This window comes from Aquitalea sp. LB_tupeE, assembly GCF_013391415.1.
Taxonomy (GTDB): domain Bacteria; phylum Pseudomonadota; class Gammaproteobacteria; order Burkholderiales; family Chromobacteriaceae; genus Aquitalea.
In genome coordinates, this window is record NZ_JACAXB010000020.1 from 162476 (window position 1) to 186784 (window position 24309).

Here is a 24309-nt window from a genome sequence, read left to right on the forward strand (position 1 = left end):
TTCATCGGTTGTCTATGCAAGCTCTCAGACTTAGCGCCTATACCCTCACCACAGCCCTGGGCCGTGGGGTGGAACCACATCTGGCCGCACTGCGCGCACAGCGCAGCGGCATTGTCAAAAAACGCTGGGAAACGGTGGAGTTTGATGTCTGTATCGGTGAAGTGGCCGGTGTGGACGACATCACCCTGCCCGCCGGACTGGCCGCCTACGACTGCCGCAACAACCGTCTGGCCCTGCTTGGTTTGCAGCAGGATGGTTTTGCCGAGCAGATCGAAGCTGCCAAGGCACGCCATGGTGCGGGCCGTATCGGTGTGTTTCTGGGGTCCAGCACCTCCGGCATTCTCAATTCCGAGCTGGCCTATCGCGAGCGCGACCCTGCCAGCGGCAGCCTGCCGGCCTGGCTGCGCTACCGTGAAACCCACAATGGCTATTCAGTGGCCGATTTCGTGCGCAAGCATTTTGCCTTGAGCGGCCCGGCCTGTGTGGTGTCCACCGCCTGTTCTTCCAGTGCCAAGGTGTTTGGCACGGCGCAGCGCATGCTGGCTGCCGGGCTGATCGACGCTGCCATCGTGGGTGGGGTGGACAGCCTGTGCCTGACCACCATTTATGGTTTTTCCTCGCTGCAACTGGTGTCGGGTGAACCCTGCCGCCCGTTTGATGTCGCGCGTGATGGCATTTCCATTGGCGAGGGCGCGGCATATGTGTTGCTGGAGCGCGCCGATGGTGCAGGTGAGGGCGCAGGTGAAGGCGAAATCCTGCTCACCGGCGTGGGTGAAAGCAGCGATGCCTACCATATGTCCTCGCCACACCCGGAAGGGCTGGGCGCGTGCATGGCCATGCAGCAAGCTTTGCAGATGGCCGGTTTGCAGCCGGACGACATCGGCTACATCAATCTGCACGGCACCGCCACGCCCAGCAACGATGCCGCCGAAGGCGCGGCCGTGCTGGCGCTGTTTGGCCAAGGCACGCCGTGCAGCTCCACCAAGGGCCATACCGGCCATACCCTGGGCGCGGCTGGTGGCATCGAAGCCATTTTCTGTGTGCTGGCACTGCGCGACGGCCTGCTGCCCGGCGGCGTTGGTACCAGCACGCTGGATCCGGCCTTGCCGGTCAATTACCTGCTGCACAATCAGCAGCAGCCCTTGCAGCATGTACTGAACAATTCTTTCGGTTTTGGCGGCAGTAATTGCAGTCTGGTTTTTTCGCAGGTGACGGCATGAGCACAGCAACAATCTATCTGGATGGCCTGAGCGTACTGGGCCCTGGCATGGCCGACTGGAACGCCGCTGCGGCATGTTTGCGCGGCGAGCAGCCATTTGCCGTGGCCGAGGTCAGCCTGCCGCCGGTCACCGCCTTGCCCGCTACCGAGCGGCGGCGTGTGGGTGCCGCGGTGAAGCTGGCCATGGCCACCGGCTTTGCCGCCGTGGACGCAGCCGGGGCCGATGCGGCCTTGCTGGCCAATGTGTTCTGCTCCACCGGTGGCGACTGCGACAACTGTCACAACCTGCTGGATGTGCTGGCCTCCGACCAGCGGCTGGTTTCGCCCACCCGCTTTCACAACTCGGTACACAATGCCCCGGCCGGTTACTGGGGCATTGCCACCGGCTGTACTGCGGCTTCCACCAGCCTGTGCGCCTACGATGCCACCTTCGCCGCCGGTTTGCTGGAAACGGTAACCCAGGTGCAGGCCAGTGGTGACCGCGGCCTGTTGGTGGCGTTTGATACCGCCTATCCGCAACCCTTGTATGCGCAGCGCCCCATTCCCTACCCGATGGGGGTGGGCATGGTGTTCAGCGCCCGTCGGAGTGAGCGCAGCCTTGCTGCCTTGCAGCTGTCGCTGTGCAACGAAGCGGCCAGCACCATGGCTGATGCCGCGCTGGAACAACTGCGGCAAACCATTCCGGCAGCACGCAGCCTGCCTTTGCTGCAATTGCTGGCGCAGCGCAGTGCGGGCCGGGTAGTGCTGGATTATCTGGATGACTGCCGTCTGGCCGTCACGGTGCAAGCATGATGGACCGTCAGGCTATTGCCGCCCGTATTCCGCACCAGGGCAGCATGTGTCTGCTCGATAGCGTGGAGCGCTGGGATGCGGAACACATCGTCTGTCTGACCCGCAGCCACCTGCAGGCGGATAACCCCTTGCGCGCGGCCGGGCGACTGGGTGTGGCCAATGCCATCGAATATGCCGCCCAGGCCATGGCAGTGCATGGCAGCTTGCTGGCGGGCGATGCAGCAGCGCCGCGCGCCGGTTATCTCACCAGCGTGCGCGAAGCCAGCTGGCACTGCCAGCGGCTGGATGAACTGGACGATGCCTTGCACGTGCAGGCCGAACGCCTGTCCGGCAACGACATTACCGCCATGTACCGTTTTGCCGTGTCATCCGGCGGGCGTCTGCTGGCCAGTGGCCGCCTGGGCGTGGTGCTGGATGCCGCCGCACTGGCCCCGCTTGCCATTTCTTCCCGGGAGTCTTCATGAAACGCGCCCTGATCACCGGTGGCAGTGGTGCCATCGGTGCTGCCATCTGCCAGCGACTGGCGGCCGATGGTTTTCACGTCATCATTCATGCCAACAGCAATCTGGCAGCGGCAGAAGCGCTGGGCCAGTCGCTGCGCGAGCAGGGCCGCAGTGCCGAGGCGGTGCAGTTTGACGTGGCGGATGCCACGGCCAGCGCGGCCGTGCTGGAGCGCATTCTGGAACAAGGCCCGGTCCAGGTGCTGGTGAACAATGCCGGTATCCACGACGACGCGGTGTTTCCCGGTATGCAGCCGGCGCAGTGGCACCGGGTGATCGACGTTTCGCTGCATGGTTTTTTCAATGTCACCCAGCCATTGACCATGCCGATGATACGCACCCGCTGGGGGCGCATCATCAATATCACCTCGGTGGCGGCTCTGGCGGGCAATCGCGGCCAGACCAACTATGCCGCCGCCAAGAGCGCGCTGCATGGGGCCACGCGCTCGCTGTCGCTGGAGCTGGCCAGCCGCGGTATCACCGTCAATGCGGTGGCGCCGGGCATTATTGCTTCGGACATGAGCAAGGATGTGTTCGACAAGGACATGGTGGCGCAGCTGGTGCCGATGAAGCGGGTAGGGCAGCCAGAGGAAGTGGCCAGCCTGGTGGCCTTTCTGGCCTCAGAGCAGGCGGCTTATATCAGCGGCCAGGTGATTTCCATCAACGGCGGCATGCTGTAAGACCGTTCTGGCGGGCTGAGAGGCCTTATGCCTTGTCAGCCGCAAGCTGGCTGACCAGCTGCGCACGCGGTGCGTAAGCCAGCGCGATTTCCAGCTTGGCCACGTCGGCATCCGCCACTTTCACCTGGGCATTCACCTGCACCAGCAAAGGTGCCACCTGACGGCACTGGATGAAAAAATCCACCGCACAGTCCGGCTGTACCGGCTGCTTGAACCAGCAGTTGCGGACTGCTGCCAGCACGCCGATTGAATCTTCCGGCAGGGTTTTCACATAAGGGTCGCCCGCCAGCAGGCCGGCACCGGCAAACTGCGCCATGGATTCGATCAGCATCACCCCGGGCACCAGCGGCAGGCCGGGAAAGTGGCCTGCTATCACCGCATTGTCATGCGGCCAGCGTGCCGTGCCATGGAACTGGTGCGGCCCTTCGATACACAGCTGCTCGCACACGAAAATGGCACCACGGTGCGGCAGGATGGCCGCAATATCCTCACGCGCCAGCAGCATGGGGTAGTGGTAGTCAGCACTCATGACGGATACCGCCTGGCCACCAGCGAGACATTGCTGCCGCCGAAGGCAAAAGAGTTGGACATGATGGCGTTTACCGTGCAGCCGTGACGGGCATGCAGCGGGATGAAGTCCAGGTCGCATTGCGGGTCTGGCGTTTCCAGCGTGGCCGTGGGCGGCAGCGAACCGCTGTTCATCGCCATTACCGCCAGTGCGAATTCCAGAATGCCGCTGGCACCGATCAGGTGGCCGTGCATGGATTTGGTGGAGCTGATGGCAAGCGTGCTGTTTTCACGAGCGCCAAATACGGTGCGGATGGATTCGGTTTCCACCACATCGCCGCTTGGTGTCGCCGTACCATGGGCATTCAGGTATTGAATGTCACTGGCTTGCAGCCCGGCATCGGCCAGCGCCTGTTGCATGGCATATACCTGTTCGGCGCTGGATGGTGCAGTCAGATGGGCGGCATCGCTGCTGCAACCATAGCCACACACTTCGCCCAGCCCGGCTTGCTGACGCCTGCCTGCATGGGCGGCACTTTCCAGTACCATGGCTGCTGCGCCTTCTCCCAGCACAAAGCCGCTGCGATCCTGTGAGAACGGACGGCAACTGCGTGCAGGGTCGGTGGCATGGGGTTTGGCCATCACACGTAATGCATTCCAGGCCAGGATGGAACCAGGTGTCAGCATGGCTTCGCAGCCCACCACCACTGCGGCATCCAGATAGCCGTCACGAATGGCGCGGAAAGCTTCGCCTATGGCGGTGGCAGAGGACGCACAGGCAATGGAGTAGGTATTGCTGGGGCCCTTGAAACCATGGCTCATGGAGATGGCGGCGGCAGCGGCATTGGCCATCATCCTGGGAACAGACAGCGGGTGTACCATGGCCGGATTGCGCTTGCCATTGCTGTTGACTGCCGCCTGAAAGCGGTCGTACAGCCCGTCCAGCGTGTGGGCCCCGCCAAAGCCGATACCGACAAACACGCCCACGCGGCGGCTGTTTTCCGGCTGGGCCGGGAAGTTGGCCTGTTGCAGCGCTTCGCCTGCGGCGACCAGGGCAAACTGGCTGGCTCGGTCCAGCCCGGCATGTTTGTTGTCCAGCAGGGCAGCCGGTTCGCTGGCTGCCGGGGCCAGCAGGATGTCGGGCAGCCATTTGCTGATGTTGGCCGGGGCAGTGCCAATGGCGCAGTGCCCTTCCAGCGCACGGGCAAAACTGGTGGGAAGGTCTGCCCCCAGCGGGCTGATGGCTCCCATGCCGGTAATCAGAACCTGTGCCAATTATTGCTCCGCTTCCAGGCTGAGGTCGGGCATTTCGCCGTTATTGTGCGCGCGAATGGCCGCTTCGATATCGGCCAGCATTTCGGCAAACCCCATTTTCGGGTAGCGGGTGGGGTCGGGCAGTTGAAAGCCGCAGCGGTCTTCGATTTCAAACAGCATCTCGACCATATCGAGCGAATCCAGGCCCAGAGCAGACACTTGCAAGTCCGGATCATCAAACAATGCAGCGTCTTTGCCTTTGGTATTGATCAGATAGTTTTTGATGATTTCTTCTAGCATAAGCATTCAATCCCGAGCGGTGCATGCAGCAAAGAGGGCCGATTATATAGTAAAATCATTACCCCGGTTTGATTTGGCTCGGCTTGCCTGCGGGTGATTTCAAGCATGTCCTATCCATCAGCATTGAATACCCGGTTGTATTATCGTCCGGTATGTCGCACTTTCCCGGCTCGCCATATCCGGGTGAAATTGCTGCCGGGTATGGCCAATTCGCTCGCGCTTTAAATGTGGCGGGCAGTCAACGAGAAGTGAAGTGGAATAATGTGGTATTGCTGTGTGCGTTTAGGCCAGATCCTGCTGTTTTATCTGATGCTGTGCTGGCTGGGGTTCATGCTGTTATTGGGCAATCTGGCGGTGCTGCCATTGCTGCTGGCGCCGCGCGCCTGGCGTGAACCACTGGTGCAACGCGCCATCAGCCTGATTTGCCGCTGTTTTCTGGCCGGTGCCGAGGCCAGCGGGCTGATGCAGCTGGATTTGCGCGCGCTGGATCGACTGGGCGGCTGTCGGCGTACCGTGCTGATTGCCAATCATCCCAGCATGATCGACGCATTTCTCGTCTTTTCCCGCCTTCCGCATGTAGTGTGCCTGATGAAAGCCAGCATCAGCTCCAATCTGTTTCTGGGGGCGGGGGCTTATCTGGCCGGTTTTATTTCCAACCGTAACCCTGAGTTGATGTTTCGCGCCGCCATTCATGCCGTGCGCGATGGCAAGGTATTGATGATATTTCCCGAAGGTACGCGTACCACGCGCCAGCCGGTGAATGAGATGGGTGAGGCAGTTGCGCTGATTGCCAAAAGAGCACAAGCACCATTGCAAACCATTCTGATTAGCACTAATTCGCCTTATTTGAGCAAAGGCTGGAAAATATGGCGACCTCCGGAGTTTCCCTTGATATATCGGGCAATTCCGGGAGAGCAATTTGAAGCGTCTGCCTGTCGGGATGAAATGACACAGCGTATTCAGCAGTATTACCAGCGCACGCTAACGCGCTCGATTGACCCGGAACTGCATTTGTAAATCAGTTACCGGCTCACCACGCGGGATTGACCATGCCGACTGTCATCGGCTAATGTCCTTTCCCGTTTCTACATCATTACCGTATTCCGGTGTCCAATCATTTTCTGCCTGCCATGCCTACACCTTCTTCCACGCATGTGGTTCTGATTCCCAGTTATAACCCCGGCCCCAAGGTGTATGACACGGTGCGCGCGGCCCGTCAGCAATGGTCGCCGGTGTGGGTGATTGTGGATGGCAGCGACGATGGCTCGGCCGAAGGCTTGCAGCGCATGGCGGCCGGGGATGACGGCCTGCAGGTATTCGTGCTGCCGCAAAACAGTGGCAAGGGAGCCGCCGTGCTGCATGGTCTGGAGCAGGCCAGCCGGCAGGGGTTCACTCATGTATTGTGCATGGATTCGGACGGCCAGCACCCGGTTGAGCAGATTCCGCTGTTCATGGCCACCTCGCAGCAACAGCCGCAAGCCATGGTATTGGGCCTGCCGGTATTCGATGCCAGTGCGCCCAGCCTGCGGGTGAAGGGACGCAAGATTTCCAACTGGTGGGCCAATCTGGAAACCCTGTGGATGGGGATAGGCGATTCCCTGTTCGGTTTTCGTGTATACCCGGTGGCGCCCTTGCAGCGCATCATGCAGCGCCAGCGCTGGATGCGCCGTTTCGACTTCGACCCGGAAGCCGTGGTGCGCCTGTGCTGGGCCGGGGTGCCGCCGCTTAATCTGCCATCACCGGTCAAATACTTTCAGGCGGATGAAGGCGGGGTGTCGCACTTCAATTACTGGCGCGATAACCGCCTGCTGACCTGGATGCACATCCGCCTGATGTTCGGTTTTGCATTGCGTCTGCCGTTGTTGCTGTACCGGCGTGCCGTGCAGCCGCGTTAACGGCATCTGACTTCTGAAAGCTTGCTGATCTCATGTCTGCCCCCGCCATGCTTGTCCATCTGCTATTGGAGCAGCTGGCACGCCATCCGCTACCGCGTATTCCGGAGACTGCGGCGGTGATGGAAGACCCGCTGCAAGTGGCGGCCTTTGCCGACAGCGGCAAGGATCAGGGCATTCTCAACTATATCTACCTGTTTCACAGCTTGATGTCGGCGGCACTGATTGCGCCGGGCGATGTGGTGCTGGACCTGGCCTGTGGCCCGGCCAACCAGCTGTTACGCCATGCCCGCCTGCATCCGGATGCGCATTTCATCGGCATGGATGCCTCGGCCCGCATGCTGGAGCTGGCAGAGCAGAATCTGCGCGAGGCCGGTGTGCACAATGTCAGCCTGCAACAGGGCGACATGACCCGGCTGGATGGCATGGCTGCCGCCGGCACCGACGTGGTGACCTGCACCATGTCGCTGCACCATCTGGCAGACAGCACGGCCTTGCAGCACTGCACGCAGCAGATTGCCCGCATTCTGCGTCCGCAGGGCGGGGTGTATCTGGCTGATTTTGGCCGCCTCAAGCGCCGTGCCACGCAGCGCTTCTTTGCTTACGACCGCATGGATTTGCAGTCGCCTGCTTTCACGGCTGATTTTCTGAATTCCCTGCAAGCCGCGTTCAGCCTGACGGAATTGCAGCAGGCAGCTGCCGTGCTGGCCAGCGCCCCGGCCTGTTACTACACGGCATTGGCCCCCTTCATGGTGGTGCTGCGTAGCACGCCGCGCCGGGCGATCGACCCCGGCCTGCAGCAGCGTGCACAGGCTGCGTATCAGCAACTTATACCTGGCGAGCAGCGGGATCTCTGCAACCTGCTGCGCTGGTTCCGTCCGGGTGGCCTGCGGTTGCCGGACGGTCTGATGCTTACAGGCGGGTGATGACGCTGTCGGCCGGCAGGCGCGACTTGGGCAGGGTGGCGTTGAAGTCGCTGTCGCTGCGATAGCCCAGTGCCACGATGACTGCGCTGGTGAACCCCTTGGCGCGCAAGCCCAGTTCTTCATCCAGCACTTTCTGGTCGAAACCTTCGATCGGGCAGGCATCAATCTGCATGGCGGCCGCGCCCAGCAACAGGGTGCCTACTGCCAGGTAAACCTGTTTTTCCATCCAGTGGTGGGCATCGCGCAGCTCGAAGCGGTGCATGTTGACGAAGTGCGAACGGCCACGGTGCTGGCCGGCACGCGCGTCGGCATTGGCAAAACGGCCATCGGCCTCTTCCTGGTTCAGCAAGCCTTCCAGATAGGTCTCATCAATGCTGGCACGGCTGCAGAACACCACCACGTGGGAGGCATTCAACACCTTGGCTTCGTTGAAAGCATAAGCACCGCTGGTGGCCTTGGCCACGCGTGCCTTGCCTTCGGTGCTGCCGGCAATGAAGAAATGCCAGGGCTGGGAGTTGGTGGACGACGGGCTGAAGCGCAGCAGGGTTTCGATCTGTGCGACTTGTTCGGCACTCAGCTGACGGCTGGGGTCGAAAGCCTTGGTGGTGTAGCGGGTCTGGACCAGGTCGGCAATGTTCATGCTGGATTCCTCGGTGTGGGTTCAACAGCAGCCATTATTGCCAAAGCGCACCCGGCAATGAAGCCGCGCTGGCGGGAAGCAGTTTATGTTTTTTTTTGAAAATGAAACCGCTTTTGCCGCGATTACCGGTGTCAGGACGCAGATTCAGCCGGCAGATTCTCCCGCCCCGACTTCAGCTTTCCAGCAGCATTTGCGTCACCAGCCAGTCGGTCAGCTGCTGGCTGGCTGCGGCATCGTGTTGTGCCGCATGACAGGCGGCATGCCAGGCCAGTGCTTGTGCATCCGGTTGCAGCTGGCGTAGCAGGAAGTGCTGCAATGGGCAGTCCTGCACTGCGCGTTTGCCATGCGTGTGGGAAGGCTGGGTATACAACCAGTGCTGTGCCAGGGCTCCCAGATAGGTGGTGATGTCCCCGCTGTCGCTGGGTAGCCGGAAGTGACGCTGCCAATGAATGAAGTCGGCTTGCGACATGGGCCGGGCCAGGCTGTAGCCCTGCCCGATGCTGGCACCCAGAATACGCGAGGCCTCTTGCATGCCACGGTCTTCCAGGCCTTCCACCACGACTTGCCGGTCCAGGTCCTGCCCCAGTTGCAAGATGGCGCGCATCAGGGCCAGGCTGGTCAATGGTGTCTTGCGCAGGTTCAGCGTCAGGCTCTGGTCGATCTTGATGGTGTCAAACGGCAGGGTGCTCAGGCGTTGCAGGCTGCTGTAGCCCGAACCCAGGTCATCCATGGCCAGCTTGATGCCGGTCTGGCGCAGCCGCTCAATGGCACGGTCTTGTGCCAGCGGTGCGATATCACCGGTTTCCAGCAGCTCCAGACTGAGCCGGTGCGGGGCAATGTGGTGCCGGCGCAGTGCTTCGGCCACCCAGTGCGGGCAGTCTTCGTCTTGCAAGGTGCTGGGGGCGATATTCAGCGAGATGCCAATCTGCATGCCTTGCCGGTCCAGTTCGGAGAGTTGCACCAGTGCCTTGTCCAACCCCAGCCGGAACAGATGATCGAGGTCGGCATCACCCAGCAGTGGCAGGAAGACACCGGGGCTGACCACCTGGCCGTCTTCCTTGATCAGCCGGGCCAGTGCTTCCACTTTCAGCACTTTGCCGCTGTTGAGCTCGACCAGAGGTTGCAGATACATGGTGAGGCCACCGGCAAACAGCCGCTCGCGCAGCGCCACGGCCAGATTCTGCCGGATGGCGGCCGCAGGTTTGGTGCAGGCAGCCAGAATCAGCTCCCAGCGGTGCTGCAAGCCCTGGGCAAATTGCAGCATGCTGGCGGATTCAAACTGGTTAGGGTAAGCACCGAACAAGCTGATGACCGCCACGGTCAGCCCTTCGGCATTGCGCACCGGAATGCTCATGGTGGAACGTATTTGTACTGCGCTGGCCTGCTGGTGCCACAGGGTATAGCGCTTGTCCTTGCCGTAGGAGGCCGATGTGCAAATGCGCCCGCTGCGCCAGGCGACTGCGGTCAGGCCCTGGCCACGCTCGGAGTTGGGGTCAACCACGGCCTCCGAGCCCGGCATTTGCAGGCGGCCAGCCACCAGTTCGCCCAGCGGGCCACTGCTGTTTTCCGGTACGAACACGCCATTGGACATCAGCCGCATCAGCAGTACGGCCTGCATGCCGGGCAAGCTGCCCAGCTGTTCCAGCTCACTGTTTACCGCATCGGCCCACAAGCTGCCCTGATGGGGCATGGGCAGCGCGATGCTGTCCAGATAGCGGGCATGCACCAGGGCCGAGGCTTCCAGCTGGGCATGCAATTGGTCTTGCAGGCGGCGGTCGATGATTTCCAGCAGGCGATAGCGCTGGCGGATGGGCAGCAGGGTCTGGTTCAACTGCTCGCTGAAGGTGCGGCGAAACAGCTCCACACTTTGCACCAGCATGATGGGGGTGACACCGACCAGGCTATGGGTATGGCCCAGACGGCGGCTGTCCTGGCCGATTTTCTCGGCGGTATTGTCCGGTGACAGTATTTCAAGCATGAAATTGCGATGCGCAGCTTCCAGGCCTTGCAGTTCTTCCGGGCCCAGGCTGGAAAGCACGCTCTGAATGGCGGTATTGCTGTTGCTTTGTGCATAAAACTGCTGCACATAGTGGTCGGCAGCGGTGTGAATGAGGCGGACGGATTTGCGCAGCAACTGGGCGGCTTCGCTGCCATACACTTCAAAATGGCTGCTTTCTTCCGGCGCGTAGCCGTTTTCTTCTCCCACCATATGCCACCAGCGCGGCCGGGTGGATTTGTGCTGCTTGGCCTGATACATGGCGGCATCGGCCTGCCGCATCAGCGCATCCGGCTCGATGCCGTCGTGCGGAAACAAGGACAGGCCCACGGTCATGCCGACCTCAGCCTCGATGTGCTTGCCCAGCAGGAAGGGCGATTCCACTGCGCGATGCAGTCGTTGCAGCGCGGCTTCCAGCTGGGTGAGGGTGCCTTCTTCCGGCAGGTCTTCCATCACGATCACGAATTCGTCCCCGCCCAGGCGGGCGACAAAGTCGGTCTTGCGCAGCAGGCCTTGCAGGCGGCGGGCCAGTTCCTGCAGCAGATAGTCACCAGCCTGATGCCCCCAGGTGTCGTTGACCGGTTTGAAGTCGTCCAGGTCAATCATGCACACCGCCACCAGCTTGTCATGACGCTGGGCGCGGGCCAAGGCGGCCGCCAGGTGATGGGTCAGCGAGAAGCGGTTGGGCAGGCCGGTCAGCCAGTCGTGGTTGGCCGCGTTGACAATCAGCGCTTCGCTGCTCTTGCGTTCGGTAATGTCCTGGTTGGTGCCAATGGCGCGCAGTGCCACGCCCGCGTCGCTACGGGCAACCACTTTGCCGGTGCAACGGATCCAGGTCCAGCCATGCTGGGCATTGCGCACACGGAATTCCTGCTGGAAGCGGCTGTTCTGCCCCTTGAGCACTTCCATCGAGGCGCGATAAATGCGCGGGTAGTCATCCGGGTGCACGGCTTCCAGCATGCTGGTGGCGCGCATGGTTTGCGCCGTGGCCGGGTAGCCCAGCATGCGGCCCCAGCGGGCATCGACGCTGGCGGTATCCTGCAGGATATCCATGTCCCACAGCGACAGTTGCGAGGCGTCCAGTGCCAGTGACAGTTGTTCGTTGGCTTGTTGCAAGGCCAGTTCGGTGGCTTTGCGGTCGGCAATATCGGTATAGGTCAGCACATAACCTTCAGCCTGACCCTCTGCATTGCACAGCGCACTGCAATGCAGCATCACCGTGAGGGTGCTGCCATCTTGCCGCATGCGTCGCACTTCGCCCTGAAAGGGTTGGGCGTACAGCTGCTGACAATCCCCTGCGCGATCTCCCACACCATCGCTGGCATCCGGCGGGATGATCAGGTCGATGCTCTGTCCCTGCACGGTCTGCAAGTCATAGCCAAACAGGGTGCAAAATGCCGGATTGACATAGCGGATGCTGCGGTTGGCATCCAGAATGGCAAAAGCCTGTGAGGTTTGTTGCAGTGCTTGCTGGAGTGTGAGTTCGTTCATGGTCGGGTCCGACAGTCGGCGGCAAGAGGCCGCAGGCTGGATGACGGGGCAGTCCTGTGCGCGTGTCCAGCACCGATTTTACTCCAAACCACGTTCGCTGCCTTGCCCGCTGCCAGGAAACGGGCAAGCCGTTGTTGCTTCCCTGCCTGTCCGGCGCTTGCCTGAGGCAAAACGGGCTTCTGTCCCCGCCTGGCAATGGGTATCATGCTGCTTTTGCTCGACATGAAGCGACAGGCACTGGCTGCCTGGCGTACGGGCCATTGTCAGGAAACTCCATGACTCAACCTCATCTGGCGCTGATTGGCGCCTTGCCCAAGGCCGAGCTGCACTTGCACATAGAAGGCAGCCTGGAGCCGGAAATGATGTTCCGGCTGGCCGAACGTAACGGTATCAAGCTGCCTTATCCCACGGTGGAAGCCATTCGCGCCGCCTACGATTTTGACAATCTGCAATCCTTTCTCGACCTCTACTATGCCGGTGCCGGTGTGTTGCAGACCGAGCAGGATTTCTACGACCTGACCTGGGCCTATCTGCTGCGTTGCCGGGACGACCATGTGGTCCATACCGAGATATTCTTCGACCCGCAAACCCATACCGAACGCGGCATTGCCTTTGGCACCGTGTATCAGGGTATTCGCCGGGCGCTGGATGATGCCCGCGCACAGTTGGATATCAGTTCGCGGCTGATCATGTCTTTTCTGCGCCATTTGAGCGAAGAAGACGGCTTTGCCGTGCTGGAGCAGGCCCGTCCGTATCTGGCAGGTATTGATGGTTTCGGTCTGGATTCCAGCGAGGTGGGCCACCCGCCGGCCAAGTTTGCCCGGCTGTTTGCGGCCTGCCACCAACTGGGCCTGCCCTGTGTGGCGCATGCCGGTGAAGAAGGCCCGCCCGCTTATGTGTGGGAGGCGCTGGACCTGCTGAAGGTGAGCCGCATCGACCATGGTGTGCGTGCGCTGGAGGATGCCGCCCTGGTGACGCGTCTGGCTGCCGAGCGCATGCCGCTGACGGTGTGTCCGTATTCCAATATCAAACTGCGCGTGTTCGACCAACTGCAAGACCACAACCTGCGCCAGCTATTGCAGGCGGGCTTGTGTGCCACGGTCAATTCCGACGATCCGGCCTATTTTGGTGGTTATGTGCAGGAAAACTATCTGGGTTGCGCGCGCGAACTGGGCCTGAGCAAGGCGGAAATCGTCCAGCTGTGCCAGAACGGTTTTGAAGCCAGCTGGTTGTCGCCGCAAGAAAAGGCGCACTGGATGGCCGAATGCCAGCGCATTGCCGACGGTTTTGCTGACTGATCCAGCCGGTATGGCTTTGCCAGCGACGTTTCAACAGCCCCGCCCAGCGGGGCTGTTGCATTGTCAAGCCCGCGGCCTGTGGGTCAGGCCAGTCCGGTGGCTAGCGCCTGTGTCAGCTGTGCAGCAGGAATGGCGCGGCAGCCACTGGCATTCTGCCCGCACCACAGCGGGGTGAAGTCGTCCCGCCCCTGCGCTTCGGCTGCCGCACGCAAGGGGGCGATGCGGGCAGTGGCCAGCGGGAAGTCCGGTACGCAGGCCGGGCGCGGGCCCAGCTCCTGCATCACCCGGTTAACGATGCCGCGTGCCGGTCTGCCGGTAAACAGGGTAGTGAGGGCGGTGTGCTCGGTTCGCGGGCTGGCCAGCGCCGCGCGGTGCAAAGGCGTGGTATCGGCTTCATCGCACAGCAGATACGCCGTGCCCACCTGTACGCCGGCAGCGCCCAGCCGCATGGCGGCGGCCACGCCATGGGCATCGGCAATGCCACCAGCGGCAATCACCGGCACATCCACCGCTGCGACAATCTGTGGTAACAGGGCAAGACTGCCCAGCTGCTTGTCCAGATCCATGTCGAGAAACATGCCGCGATGCCCGCCTGCTTCCAGCCCCTGGGCAATGATGGCATCAGCGCCGTGCGCCGCCAGCCAGCGTGCCTCAGCCACCGTGGTGGCCGAAGACAGCACCTTGCAGCCTGCAGCCTTGACCTGCGCCAGCAAGGACGCGGCGGGCAGGCCAAAGTGAAAACTCACCACTGCCGGGCGGTAGCGGCTGACGATATCCGCCATCTCCTGGTTGAAGGGGGTGCGGCCAGGGCCGCTGCCGGGGGGCGGTGTGATGCCCATTTCCTGGTAGTAGGGTGTCAGCGCGGCCTGCCAGTCAGCCTGTTGCTGCGGGTCTGCACCGGGCGGCTGATGACAAAAGAAATTGAGATTGTAGGGGCGCCCGTCCAGCGTACGCATGGCTTCCAGTTCCTGCTGCAAGGCACTGGCCGAGAGCATGGCGGCGGGAAGAGAGCCCAAGGCGCCGGCCTGGCAAACCGCCAGCGCCAGGCGGCTGCCCTGTACGCCCGCCATCGGGGCTTGAATCAGAGAGTGGGAAATGTTCAGCCATTGCGACAGGTGCATGTGTGCTCCCGATTTGCTAAAAGCCATCAGCTTAAGCTAATTGTCCTAGCTATTGGCAAGCACTGTGCAATTTGTAGCATGCGTGCTACCTGGGGGCTGTTTCTGTTGCAAATGGCTTTGCTTCTCCTGTCATTCTGGAGGATTTGCGCCATAATCCAGACAAAATGCCCGCCCATGCTGCCTGCAGGGCCATACAGAAGATAACAAAGGGCTGCCCTGCCATGCTGACTGTCAAGCGCAAACTGTTGCTGCTTTCTCGCTATTTCTGGTTGATCCTGCTGCTATTCCTGGCTTTTGTGGCCAGCTTTGTGCTGTATGTGCGGGCAGAAAAGGCCATCGACCACGCCAATGATTTGCGCGAAACATCCATCCAGCTGGCCAATGAGCTGCGCCAGTCCTCGGACGATCTCACCCGCATGGTGCGTAGCTATGTGGTGACCGGCAATCCGCTGTATCAGCAGCACTATCGGGAAATCCTTGCCATTCGGGACGGCAAGGCAGCTCGGCCGGTGGATTACCAGAACATTTACTGGGATCTTGTTTTGGGTGATGACCATCGCCCGCAAACGGCTGTTGCCACGCCTTCCTTGCTGCAGCGCATGCAGGATGCCGGTGTTACCCGTGCCGAGCTGGCCCTCCTGGCCAGGGCGAAGGCCAATTCCGATGCGCTGACCAGCACCGAATGGGCGGCCATGCAACTGGTGGCAGACAATCCGCCGCTGGATTCCCCCCAGCGCCTCTTCGCCATCCGCATGCTGCACGATGAGGCCTATCACCGCGCCAAGGCCAGCATCATGGAGCCAATCGCCCGCTTCAACCGGCTGGCTTCACAACGTACCGAGCAGGCCATCCACGATGCCGAACGCTATGCCTGGCAGCTGCGCATCGTGTTCATCACATTCGGCCTGTTGCTGTTGCCGTTGTTCTGGTCGCTGCGGCGTAATCTGCAGGGAATACTGGGGGCCAGTGTCGGCGAACTGCATGCCAGCATTGCTCGTCTGGGGCGAGGAGATTTCTCGCAAAGCATTGCGCCTGGGCCCGAACAGGAGGACAGCGTGATGGGCTGGCTGGCCCAGACCCGTCTGAAACTGAGCCTCATGGCGCAGGCACAGCAAGCGGCTGATGTCCGTAACCAGCGGCTCAGCGGTCTGTACAACGCCTTGAGTCAGTGCAATCAGGCCATTGTGCGCAGCCGTAACGAGCGCGAGTTGTTCGAACAGATATGCCAGGCGGCGGTTGAACACGGTGGCATGAAAATGGTGTGGGTCGGTTTGCTGGATGAAACCGGGCAATCCATCCGCCCCTTGTGTGCCTGGGGGCAGGGCACCGACTACCTGATCGATCTGGTGTTACCCACCGATCCGGCCAACCCGCACAGTCAGGGTCCCACCGGTCAGGCGGTACTGAGCGGTCAGGCACAATGGCTGGCCGACTTCATGCACCACCCGGTTACCGCACCCTGGCATGCCCGCGCGGCCCAATATGGCTGGGGGGCTTCCGCCGCCTTGCCGCTGCATTGCAAGGGGCGCGTGGTGGGGGCCTTGACGCTGTACAGTGCCGAGCCCAATGCCTTTGATGCCGATGCGCGCAAGCTGATTGAAGAAATGGTGATGGACCTGGACTACGCGCTGGACAGTTTCCAGCGCGAACAGCAGCGCCAGCAGGCTGAAGCGGCCTTGCAGCAAAGCGAACAGCGTTTGCGCACCATTATTGAAACCGAGCCTGAATGCATCAAGGTGCTGGATCGGGATGGGCGGCTGCTGGAAATCAACCGCGCCGGCATGGCCATGCTGCAGGCGGACAGCGTGGAGCAAGTGCGTCGGTATGGCGTACTGCATTTCGTGATGCCGGACTATCACGCCACCTTCTTGCACTTGCACCAGCAGGTGATGAACGGGGAAAGCGGCACGCTGGAATTTGAAATCACCGGCTTGCAAGGCCAGCGGCGCTGGCTGGAGTCCCACGCTGCGCCGATGCGCGACGAGCAGGGGGAGATCAGCATGCTGCTGGCCATCACCCGCGACATCACCCAGCGCAAGCAGAATGAACAGCATATCCGTTACCTGGCGCACTACGATGTGCTGACCGGCCTGCCCAACCGGGTGAAGCTGGAGGAGGACGCCGAGCAAATGCTGGCCGGGCTGGATGAAGCGGACGATGTGCTGACCCTGATGTTCATGGACCTGGACCACTTCAAGGACATCAATGATTCGCTGGGCCACAGTGTGGGCGATGCCCTGCTGGTGCAGCTGGCGGCACGCTTGCGTCAGGCAACACCGGCGGCTGCCTTACTGTCACGCCTGGGCGGGGATGAATTTGTCCTGCTGCTGCCCGGCATGGCGGCCGATGCGGCTGGCGATCTGGCAGAAACCCTGCTGCGGGACATGGCCCGCAGCTATCGGGTGGCACCGTATGATCTGAATATTTCCGCCTCCATCGGCCTGGCCCTGTATCCACGGGATGGGCAGGATCTGGAAACCTTGTCCCGCCGTGCCGATGCGGCCATGTATCAGGCCAAAAAGGCCGGACGCAGCTGCTATCGTTTTTATACCGCCGCGCTACAGGCCAAAACCGCACGCCACTTGCAGCTGGTCAACGCCTTGCGGGTGGCGTTGGAGCAGCAGCAATTCACCATTCATTACCAGCCGCAGATATCCATGAGCGATGGCCAGTTGCTGGGGGCCGAGGCCTTGTTGCGCTGGCATCATCCCGAGCTGGGCCATGTGTCGCCGGGCGAATTCATTCCGGTGGCGGAAGATTGCGGCCTGATTCTGCCGCTAGGCGAATGGGTGCTGCGCCAGGCAGTGCGGCAGGCCCGTCAGTGGCGTGATCAGGGCTTGCAGCTGGGCATGGCGGTCAATCTGTCGGCGGTGCAGTTCCGCCAGCCAGACCTGCCCGCACTGGTGGCCCGCATTCTGCAAGAAGAGGATTTGCCGGCCGATTGCCTGGAGCTGGAACTGACGGAAGGCGTGGCCATGTACGACCCGCAGCAGGCGGTGGCGATGATGAATGCCCTGCATGAAAAGGGCGTGCGCATGGCGATTGACGATTTCGGCACCGGGTATTCCTCGCTCAACCTGCTCAAGCAGTTCCGCGTCTACAAACTGAAAATCGACCAGACCTTCGTACGGGATATTGTCACCGACCCGGAAGACCGGGCCATTGTGGCTGCCATCATCGACATGGCGGCCAATCTGGGCTTACTGACCATTGCCGAAGGGGTGGAAACCGCCGAGCAGTACACGCTGCTGCGTGAACAGGGCTGTCAGGAGATGCAAGGCTATCTGTTCAGCCGCCCCTTGCCGCCGGCCGATTTCTTCGCGCTGGCCAGTCAAACGCCAACGCCCTTGCTGACGGTTTGAGGCCGGGTAGTGCGCACCGTTCACACCATGGCCAGCGGCTTGTAGGGCTGCTCATGTTGCAGCCAGTGTTGTAGCTCAGTGTCAGGCAGGGCCGGGCTGAACAGGTAACCCTGCTGTGCTTGGCAGCCCTGTTGCAGCATGAAGTGGTACTGGCTGCTTTGCTCCACGCCCTCGGCAATCACGGTCAGACCCAGGCTGTGTCCCAGTGCGATCACGGCCTTGCAGATGGCCGCGTCGTTGGGGTTGTCCAGCACATCGCGCACAAAGCTGCGGTCGATCTTGATCTGATCCAGCGGCAGGGTTTTCAGATAGGACAGTGACGAATACCCGGTGCCGAAGTCATCCAGCGCAAAGGTCACGCCCAGTGCGCGCAGCTGGTTCATCTTGTTGGCCGCGTCATCCAGCTTCATCAACAGCAGGCTTTCGGTGATTTCCAGCTTCAGCAAGGCCGGGTTGGCCCCGGTGTTGCTCAGTAACTGGCTGACACGTTCGACAAAATCAGTCTGGTGGAACTGGCGGGCACTGACATTGACGGCAATGCTCAAGGCCGACAAGTGTGGCTGCCCGGCCCATTGCGCCAGTTGCAAACAGGCCTGCTGCAATACCCAGTGGTCAATGGCCAGAATCAGATTGCTCTGTTCGGCCAGTGTGATGAAGCTGCCGGGCAGCATCAGCCCGTGTTGCGGATTGTGCCAGCGCAACAGGGCTTCCACGCTGTGGCATGGCTGCTGGTGGTGAACCTGCGGCTGGAAGTAAAGCTCGAACTGGCCTTGTTCCAGCGCCTGATGCAGTTCGGCTTCCAGCCGGGTGCGGTTATTGATTTCAGCTTGCATCAAGGGGTCGAAGAAGCGCAGGGTATTGCGACCGGCCGCCTTGGCCTGGTACATGGCCAGGTCGGCTTCCTTGAGAATGTCTTCACTACAGGCATGTTCCCGCGCAAACAAGGCAATACCCAGGCTGGAGCTGCTGCGGTAAGCATGGCCATTCAGGCTATAGGGCTGGTGCAGGGAGAGCAGGATCTTGCGGCCCACGGTTTCCGCCTCGCGTAGTGCCTGCTCGCGTTCCTCACCCAGGTTTTCCAGCATCACGATGAATTCATCCCCGCCCAGTCTGGCCACGGTGTCGCCAATACGCAGGCCCTCCAGCAGGCGGACGGCCACCTGTTGCAGCAGGATGTCACCCATATCGTGGCCCATGGTGTCGTTCAGCGACTTGAAATTGTCCAGGTCCAGGAACAGCAGGGCGCCGTACTGCTGTTTGCGCTTTGCGTTTTCCAGTGCATGTTGCAAGCGTTCCAGCAGCAGGCGACGGTTGGGCAGGTGGGTGAGCGGGTCGTAAAAGGCCAGCGTCTGGATTTTGTCTGCCGCCGCCTTGCGCTCGGTGATGTCCTGGAAAATGGCGACGAAATGGCTGGTGGCACCCTGTCCGTCCACCACTGCGGTGATGGTGAGCCATTCCGGGAAGACATCACCATTTTTCCGGGCATTCCAGATTTCACCCTGCCACACCCCCTGTGCCAGCAGAGCTTGCCACATTTGCTGGTAAAAGGCTGGCGGGTGACGGTGCGAGCTGAGGACCGCCGGCGTTTTGCCCACCACGTCCGCGCTGCTGTAGCCGGTGATTTTGCAGAACGAGGGGTTGACCCGCAGGATGACGCCCTGGTTGTCGGTCACCATGATGCCTTCCTGGGTCTGGAAGCTGGTGGCCGCAATGCGCAGTTCATCTTCCATAGCCTTGTTCTGGGTAATGTCCATGACAAAACCGTGCCACAGCACCACATCGTCTTCCGCTTCCGGCATGGCGTCCACCAATAGCCATTTGATGCTGCCATCCGGCATGCAGATGCGGTATTCAGTCCGCCATTGTGTCAGCGTGCGGGCCGAATTCTGCAAGGCAGCCAGGAAATTTTCGTAGTCGTCGGGGTGCACCATTTCACGAATCGGGTCGGCACACTGGCGCACCGCTTCCGGGCGAATGCCGTAGATGTCGTAAAACGCTTCGCTGGCAAAAGGGAAACAGCCGTGACCATCGGTAAATAGCCGGTACTGGAACACCACACCGGGAATCTGCGACACGATCTTGCGCAACAGGCGGTTGGCCGCATGCTCGGCCGCTTGTTCTTCTTCGCGCTGAATCCGCTTTAACAGACTGTTGAACGAGGTGGCCAGCAAACCCACTTCATCCTGATGGCAGACTGGCAAGGCTTGTCTGGGCAGTTCGCCATCGCCCATCCGGTTGAGCAGCCGGGTGGCTTCGGTCAGTGGCAGTAACTGGCGGCGCAGCCACCACCAGCTGATGCCTCCTGCCAGCACGGTGAGGCACAAGGCCATGCCGAACAACTGCTGTTGCAAGGCGCGGATGGAGGAAAAGGCTTCTGCTGCCGGCAGTACCGATTGCATCAGCCAGCCGGTGGATTTTATTTTCACGCTGGAAGACAGCTCCAGCACACCACGTGAGCTGATCGCAATGCCGGAGCCCTCGTAACCGTTGATATAGCGGTCATACACCGGGTTGATGCCCGGTGGCGGGCCGGATTTGAGCAGGCGCGCCTTGTCGGACGACATGATGTAGCGCCGGCTGGCAGGGGCGGTAATGAAGAAATTGCCGGTGGCACCATAGCGTGCATCGCTGATGGCATCCAGGAAGTTGGGCCGTGCCAGATTGGTCACCCCCATGATCAAGCCGACCAGCTTGCCGTGGCTGTCCAGCATGGGTTCCAGCATCGAAACCACCGGCTGGCCGGTGAACTGGCCGTAAACCGGCTCGGTGATGTAATGACCGCCATGCTGCAAGGCCTGACGGAAAAAAGTGTGCTGCTGGTAGGTGCGGCCAAGTCGGCCCAGGTTTTCCGGAATGCTGGCCTGAACCGTTCCCTTCATATCCATCACCACGATGCCCCAGTTGAACATCATCAGCAAAATGGGACGGCGTTGCAGCTCGGGCTGGATGGCAGCGGTGGTGAGTGGTTTGTCCTTGAACTGTACGGTAAGGGAATGCAGTGCCTGAATACGCTCATTGACCGAGCGATCCACCTCGTGCGCAGCCAGCGAAACGGCCGAAAGTTGCTGGGTGGAGATGGTGTTTTCCATCTGCTGGCGCAGGGTGTGGCTGATCAGCAAGGTAGCCAGCCACAGTGTCAGCACCAGTGCCAGCAACATGCCGAGGGTAAGGCGGGTACGCAGGGTGCGCCTGCCGTTCAGGGAAAAAGAAGGACTCATGTTTCTGCGTGCAATCCACGATTCTTGCTGACTGTCAGCATAGCGGAGGCATTACGCGCTGTGTGTCCTCTTGTCGGACAAAACCGCCAAAGTCTGAGGCTGATCAAGCTTATGACAAGCGGGCCGGGCCTGGGCGGTAGACCAGACCCGCCCGCAGAGGACTTACCAGGTGGTTTCGCGGTCTGGAGTGGCGCTGATCTGGTGAATGGTCAGGTCGGCACCGTTGAATTCTTCTTCTTCATCCAGACGAATGCCTACGGTTTTGCGCAGCAGCGCATACACCGCATAACCGCCGCCAAAACCGATGGCAATGCCGGCGACTGTGCCCAGCAGCTGGGAAATCAGGCTGACACCACCCAGACCGCCCAGCGCGCTCTGGCCAAAAATACCGGCAGCAATGCCACCCCAGGCACCACAAATGCCATGCAGCGGCCATACCCCCAGTACGTCGTCAATTTTCCAGCGGTTCTGGGTCTGGGTGAACAGCCAGACAAACATGCCACCGGCCACCAGCCCCACCACCAGCGCACCCAGCGGGTGCATGATGTCCGAACCGGCACATACCGCCACCAGCCCGGCCAGCGGGCCGTTGTGAATGAAGCCCGGGTCGTTCTTGCCCGCCCACATGGCGCTGAGGGTGCCGCCCACCATGGCCATCAGCGAGTTGATGGCCACCAGGCCGGAAATACCGTCCAGACGCTGCGCACTCATCACATTGAAGCCGAACCAGCCGACAATCAGAATCCACGCGCCCAGAGCCAGAAACGGAATGGAAGAGGGCGGATGGGCGGAGATGCGGCCCTCCTTGCTGTAGCGGCCACGGCGCGCACCCAGGTTCAGCACGGCAGCCAGGCCAATCCAGCCACCCACCGCATGCACTACCACCGAACCGGCAAAGTCATGGAAGGGCTGGCCAAAGCTGTGGCTCAGCCAGTCCTGCACGCCGTAGTGGTTGTTCCAGGCAATGCCTTCGAAAAAGGGATACACCAGTCCAACCAGCAAAAAGGTGGCGGCCGACTGCGGGTGGAATTTGGCGCGTTCGGCAATGCCGCCGGACACAATGGCCGGAATGGCGGCGGCAAAGGTCAGCAGGAAGAAAAACTTCACCAGTTCATAACCGTGATGATCGGCGATATGGCGCGCATCACCCAGGAAGTTGACCCCGTAGGCCACGGTGTAACCGACAAAGAAGTAGGCAATGGCGGAGACGGCAAAGTCGGTCAGAATCTTCACCAGGGCATTCACCTGGTTTTTCTTGCGCACGGTACCCAGTTCCAGAAAGGCAAAACCGGCGTGCATGGCCAGAATCATGATGGCCCCGAGGAGCAGGAACAGTACGTCTGATGGCGCGTTGGCAGTTGGCATGGCGAGTCCCGTTGTTATCGGCTGTTGTGGGACTGTGTAAAGCAAGGCGAATGCCAGCTGGTGCTGATTTGCACCAATTTGGTCATGGCATGCCCGAAAATGGCTGTATTTGGCGCTTAATTGGTGAACATCAGGCAGGGCGGTGTCGGCGCAAAAACGGTGCATGCGCACCAAAGTGGTGTGTTTTCGGGTGGTAATGCAATGATTTGGTGCGTAATAAGCGCATTGCCCGCCCCGTGCCGGTTACTCCTAACCTGCAACTGGTGTCCGTGGCTGCGGTGCCGGCAGCATACATCGCACAATATCCCTTGCTGCCTTGATCGGCACGGCATGAGGTTTGGCAACGTCGGTTTGTAATGGCTGAGGGGGATAATCCGCAGGCGATGGGTGGCGCGCTAGCCGCTGTTTTCCATGCTGGTGGAAGCCGCTTGCCCTGGTGCCGCGCTTTCTGGTGCCGCAGGAAGTCAGCAGTGGCAATCTGCTCATCCCCTGTGATATCTCCTTGCCCGGCGACAATGGCTATGACTTGGTTTGTCTGCCGGACCGTCAGCAATCACTACCCCTCCGGGCGTTTGCCGACTGGTTATTGCAGCAGGCAACACAGTAGCGGGAAAGCCTGACAAAGCAGGATGATTGAATGAAAAAAACAAGTAGAAATGCGTATAAACAGCTACATTCAAACGGTGGCTTGAAAAAAAGAAAATCAACGTGACATCAAGAGCAATCCGCTTGCTTGCGGGGGTGATGATCAGCCTGTTGTGTTGCCAGTCGGTCATGGCCAAGGACGTGCTGCGCGTGCTGGCCTGGCCGGGTTATGCCGACCCGGATGTGGTGCATGATTTCGAGCAGCGCTACAAGGCGAGTGTCGAAGTGACCTTTGTCGATTCGGACGAGGCACTGTGGGCGCGCATGCATGCGGCGGGCGGGCCGCGTTTTGATGTGGTGGCTGCCAACACCGCCGAAATGCAGCGTTATCATGCTGCCGGCTTGCTGTTGCCGCTCAATCCATCCTTGATTCCCAACCTGCAACGTCAACTGCCACGCTTTCGCAACCGTGCCGCCATTCCGGGCTTGCAGCAGCAGGGGCAGCTGTATGCCGTACCGTATACCTATTCCACCATGGGCATCATTTACGACAAGCGGCAGTTTGCACGTCCGCCGGATTCGATGAATGTGCTGTGGGACGCTCGTTACCGCCATAAAGTGCTGGATTTCAACAGCGGGCAGCACAATTTTTCCTTTGCCGCGCTGGCCAGCGGCATTGCCCAGCCGTTTCAACTCGATACTGCACAGCAGGCCGCCATGGTGAAACGGCTGATCGACCTGCGGCGTAATCTGCTCACCTTTTACAGCCTGCCTGAAGAAGCCACCGAGCTGTTCATCCGTCACAAGGTGGCGGTGATGTTTGGCAATTACGGCACCCAGCAGCTCAACTCGCTACGCCAGGCCGGGGCCGATGTCGGCTATGCCATTCCGCGCGAGGGCGTGCTGGCCTGGCTGGATTGCTGGGCGATGACGCGCTCGGCCAGGCAAGCGCAGCTGGCGCAGCAATGGATCAACTACATGCTGGAGCCTGCCGTCAGTGCGCTGTTGCCCATCCGGCAGGGGCTGGCCAATACGCTCAGTGCCAGTACCGACCTGCCGCCTGGCTCGCGGGTGTTATGGCTGCAGCCGGTGGAAAATGCCAACCAGCGTGAAGCGCTGTGGCAAAAAATCTATTCTGGCGACTTGCCGGGGAGCTTCTGACC

At 60.9% G+C, this 24309-nt stretch carries 18 protein-coding genes; 10 read left to right on the forward strand and 8 right to left on the reverse strand.

Translation table 11 applies throughout. The annotated features are described in order from the left end of the window. Nucleotides 1-14: 14 nt before the first annotated feature. From HWX34_RS12120 to fabG, 4 genes are read left to right on the forward strand one after another with little or no spacing between them, the layout of a single operon-like run. Nucleotides 15-1220, forward strand: coding sequence for a beta-ketoacyl-[acyl-carrier-protein] synthase family protein (locus HWX34_RS12120; protein WP_178972481.1), 1206 nt, complete (start codon nt 15-17; stop codon nt 1218-1220). After that, the gene (locus HWX34_RS12125) at nt 1217-2011 is read left to right on the forward strand and encodes a beta-ketoacyl synthase chain length factor (protein WP_178972482.1); all 795 of its coding nucleotides are present in this window, start codon (nt 1217-1219) and stop codon (nt 2009-2011) included. The genes HWX34_RS12120 and HWX34_RS12125 overlap by 4 nt, the downstream gene beginning before the upstream one ends. Then, on the forward strand, nt 2008-2475 hold the full coding sequence (locus tag HWX34_RS12130) for a 3-hydroxylacyl-ACP dehydratase (protein WP_178972483.1): 468 nt from the start codon (nt 2008-2010) through the stop codon (nt 2473-2475). Before HWX34_RS12125 ends, HWX34_RS12130 begins: the two co-directional genes overlap by 4 nt. Continuing rightward, entirely contained in the window at nt 2472-3191 is a 720-nt protein-coding gene (gene fabG, locus HWX34_RS12135) for a 3-oxoacyl-ACP reductase FabG (RefSeq protein ID WP_178972484.1), read from the forward strand. Before HWX34_RS12130 ends, fabG begins: the two co-directional genes overlap by 4 nt. A 25-nt stretch (nt 3192-3216) precedes the next feature. On the opposite strand, the gene HWX34_RS12140 is transcribed toward fabG, so the two are convergent. Genes HWX34_RS12140 through HWX34_RS12150 form a run of 3 tightly spaced genes read right to left on the reverse strand, consistent with a single transcriptional unit; the run spans nt 3217 to nt 5252 of the window. Beyond that, nucleotides 3217-3720 (reverse strand): 3-hydroxyacyl-ACP dehydratase FabZ family protein, encoded by a 504-nt coding sequence (locus HWX34_RS12140; RefSeq protein WP_178972485.1) that lies wholly within the window; start codon nt 3718-3720, stop codon nt 3217-3219. Beyond that, nucleotides 3717-4973, reverse strand: a complete 1257-nt coding sequence (locus HWX34_RS12145; RefSeq protein WP_178972486.1) for a beta-ketoacyl synthase — start codon at nt 4971-4973, stop codon at nt 3717-3719. The genes HWX34_RS12140 and HWX34_RS12145 overlap by 4 nt, the downstream gene beginning before the upstream one ends. Further along, nucleotides 4974-5252: an acyl carrier protein gene (locus tag HWX34_RS12150; RefSeq protein WP_178972487.1), complete on the reverse strand. Its 279-nt coding sequence runs from the start codon at nt 5250-5252 to the stop codon at nt 4974-4976. A 276-nt stretch (nt 5253-5528) separates the two neighbouring features. Here HWX34_RS12150 and HWX34_RS12155 point away from each other — a divergent pair, with 276 nt between their 5' ends. The 3 genes from HWX34_RS12155 (at nt 5529) to HWX34_RS12165 (ending at nt 8070) form a co-directional block, all read left to right on the forward strand. Further along, nucleotides 5529-6269 carry a lysophospholipid acyltransferase family protein gene (locus HWX34_RS12155; RefSeq protein WP_370459736.1) on the forward strand — a complete coding sequence of 247 codons (741 nt, stop codon included), beginning with the start codon at nt 5529-5531 and terminating at the stop codon, nt 6267-6269. A 113-nt stretch (nt 6270-6382) separates the two neighbouring features. Then, on the forward strand, nt 6383-7147 hold the full coding sequence (locus HWX34_RS12160) for a glycosyltransferase family 2 protein (RefSeq protein WP_178972489.1): 765 nt from the start codon (nt 6383-6385) through the stop codon (nt 7145-7147). A 32-nt stretch (nt 7148-7179) separates the two neighbouring features. Then, nucleotides 7180-8070, forward strand: a complete 891-nt coding sequence (locus tag HWX34_RS12165) for a class I SAM-dependent methyltransferase (RefSeq protein ID WP_178972490.1) — start codon at nt 7180-7182, stop codon at nt 8068-8070. On the opposite strand, the gene nfsB is transcribed toward HWX34_RS12165, so the two are convergent. Next, nucleotides 8057-8710 (reverse strand): oxygen-insensitive NAD(P)H nitroreductase, encoded by a 654-nt coding sequence (gene nfsB / locus HWX34_RS12170; RefSeq protein WP_178972491.1) that lies wholly within the window; start codon nt 8708-8710, stop codon nt 8057-8059. The two genes, HWX34_RS12165 and nfsB, sit on opposite strands and share 14 nt — an antisense overlap. Nucleotides 8711-8882: 172 nt before the next feature. Beyond that, nucleotides 8883-12197, reverse strand: a complete 3315-nt coding sequence (locus HWX34_RS12175) for an EAL domain-containing protein (RefSeq protein WP_178972492.1) — start codon at nt 12195-12197, stop codon at nt 8883-8885. A 275-nt stretch (nt 12198-12472) separates the two neighbouring features. Between HWX34_RS12175 and HWX34_RS12180 the strand changes: the two genes are divergently transcribed. Next, nucleotides 12473-13495, forward strand: coding sequence for an adenosine deaminase (locus HWX34_RS12180; protein WP_178972493.1), 1023 nt, complete (start codon nt 12473-12475; stop codon nt 13493-13495). Nucleotides 13496-13578: 83 nt separating this feature from the next. Here HWX34_RS12180 and HWX34_RS12185 read toward each other — a convergent pair whose 3' ends face one another. After that, nucleotides 13579-14616 (reverse strand): nitronate monooxygenase family protein, encoded by a 1038-nt coding sequence (locus HWX34_RS12185; protein ID WP_178972494.1) that lies wholly within the window; start codon nt 14614-14616, stop codon nt 13579-13581. A 221-nt stretch (nt 14617-14837) separates the two neighbouring features. Between HWX34_RS12185 and HWX34_RS12190 the strand changes: the two genes are divergently transcribed. After that, nucleotides 14838-17978, forward strand: a complete 3141-nt coding sequence (locus HWX34_RS12190) for a bifunctional diguanylate cyclase/phosphodiesterase (RefSeq protein WP_178972495.1) — start codon at nt 14838-14840, stop codon at nt 17976-17978. Nucleotides 17979-17998: 20 nt separating this feature from the next. On the opposite strand, the gene HWX34_RS12195 is transcribed toward HWX34_RS12190, so the two are convergent. Together HWX34_RS12195 and HWX34_RS12200 are read right to left on the reverse strand one after the other, a co-directional pair. Continuing rightward, a complete protein-coding gene (locus tag HWX34_RS12195; protein ID WP_178972496.1) occupies nt 17999-21196 on the reverse strand; it encodes an EAL domain-containing protein in 3198 nt (1065 codons plus the stop codon). Between the two features lie 162 nt (nt 21197-21358). Beyond that, a complete protein-coding gene (locus HWX34_RS12200; RefSeq protein ID WP_178972497.1) occupies nt 21359-22561 on the reverse strand; it encodes an ammonium transporter in 1203 nt (400 codons plus the stop codon). 708 nt (nt 22562-23269) lie between these two features. Here HWX34_RS12200 and HWX34_RS12205 point away from each other — a divergent pair. Beyond that, nucleotides 23270-24307 (forward strand): extracellular solute-binding protein, encoded by a 1038-nt coding sequence (locus HWX34_RS12205; protein ID WP_370459737.1) that lies wholly within the window; start codon nt 23270-23272, stop codon nt 24305-24307. The last annotated feature ends 2 nt before the right edge of the window (nt 24308-24309 follow it).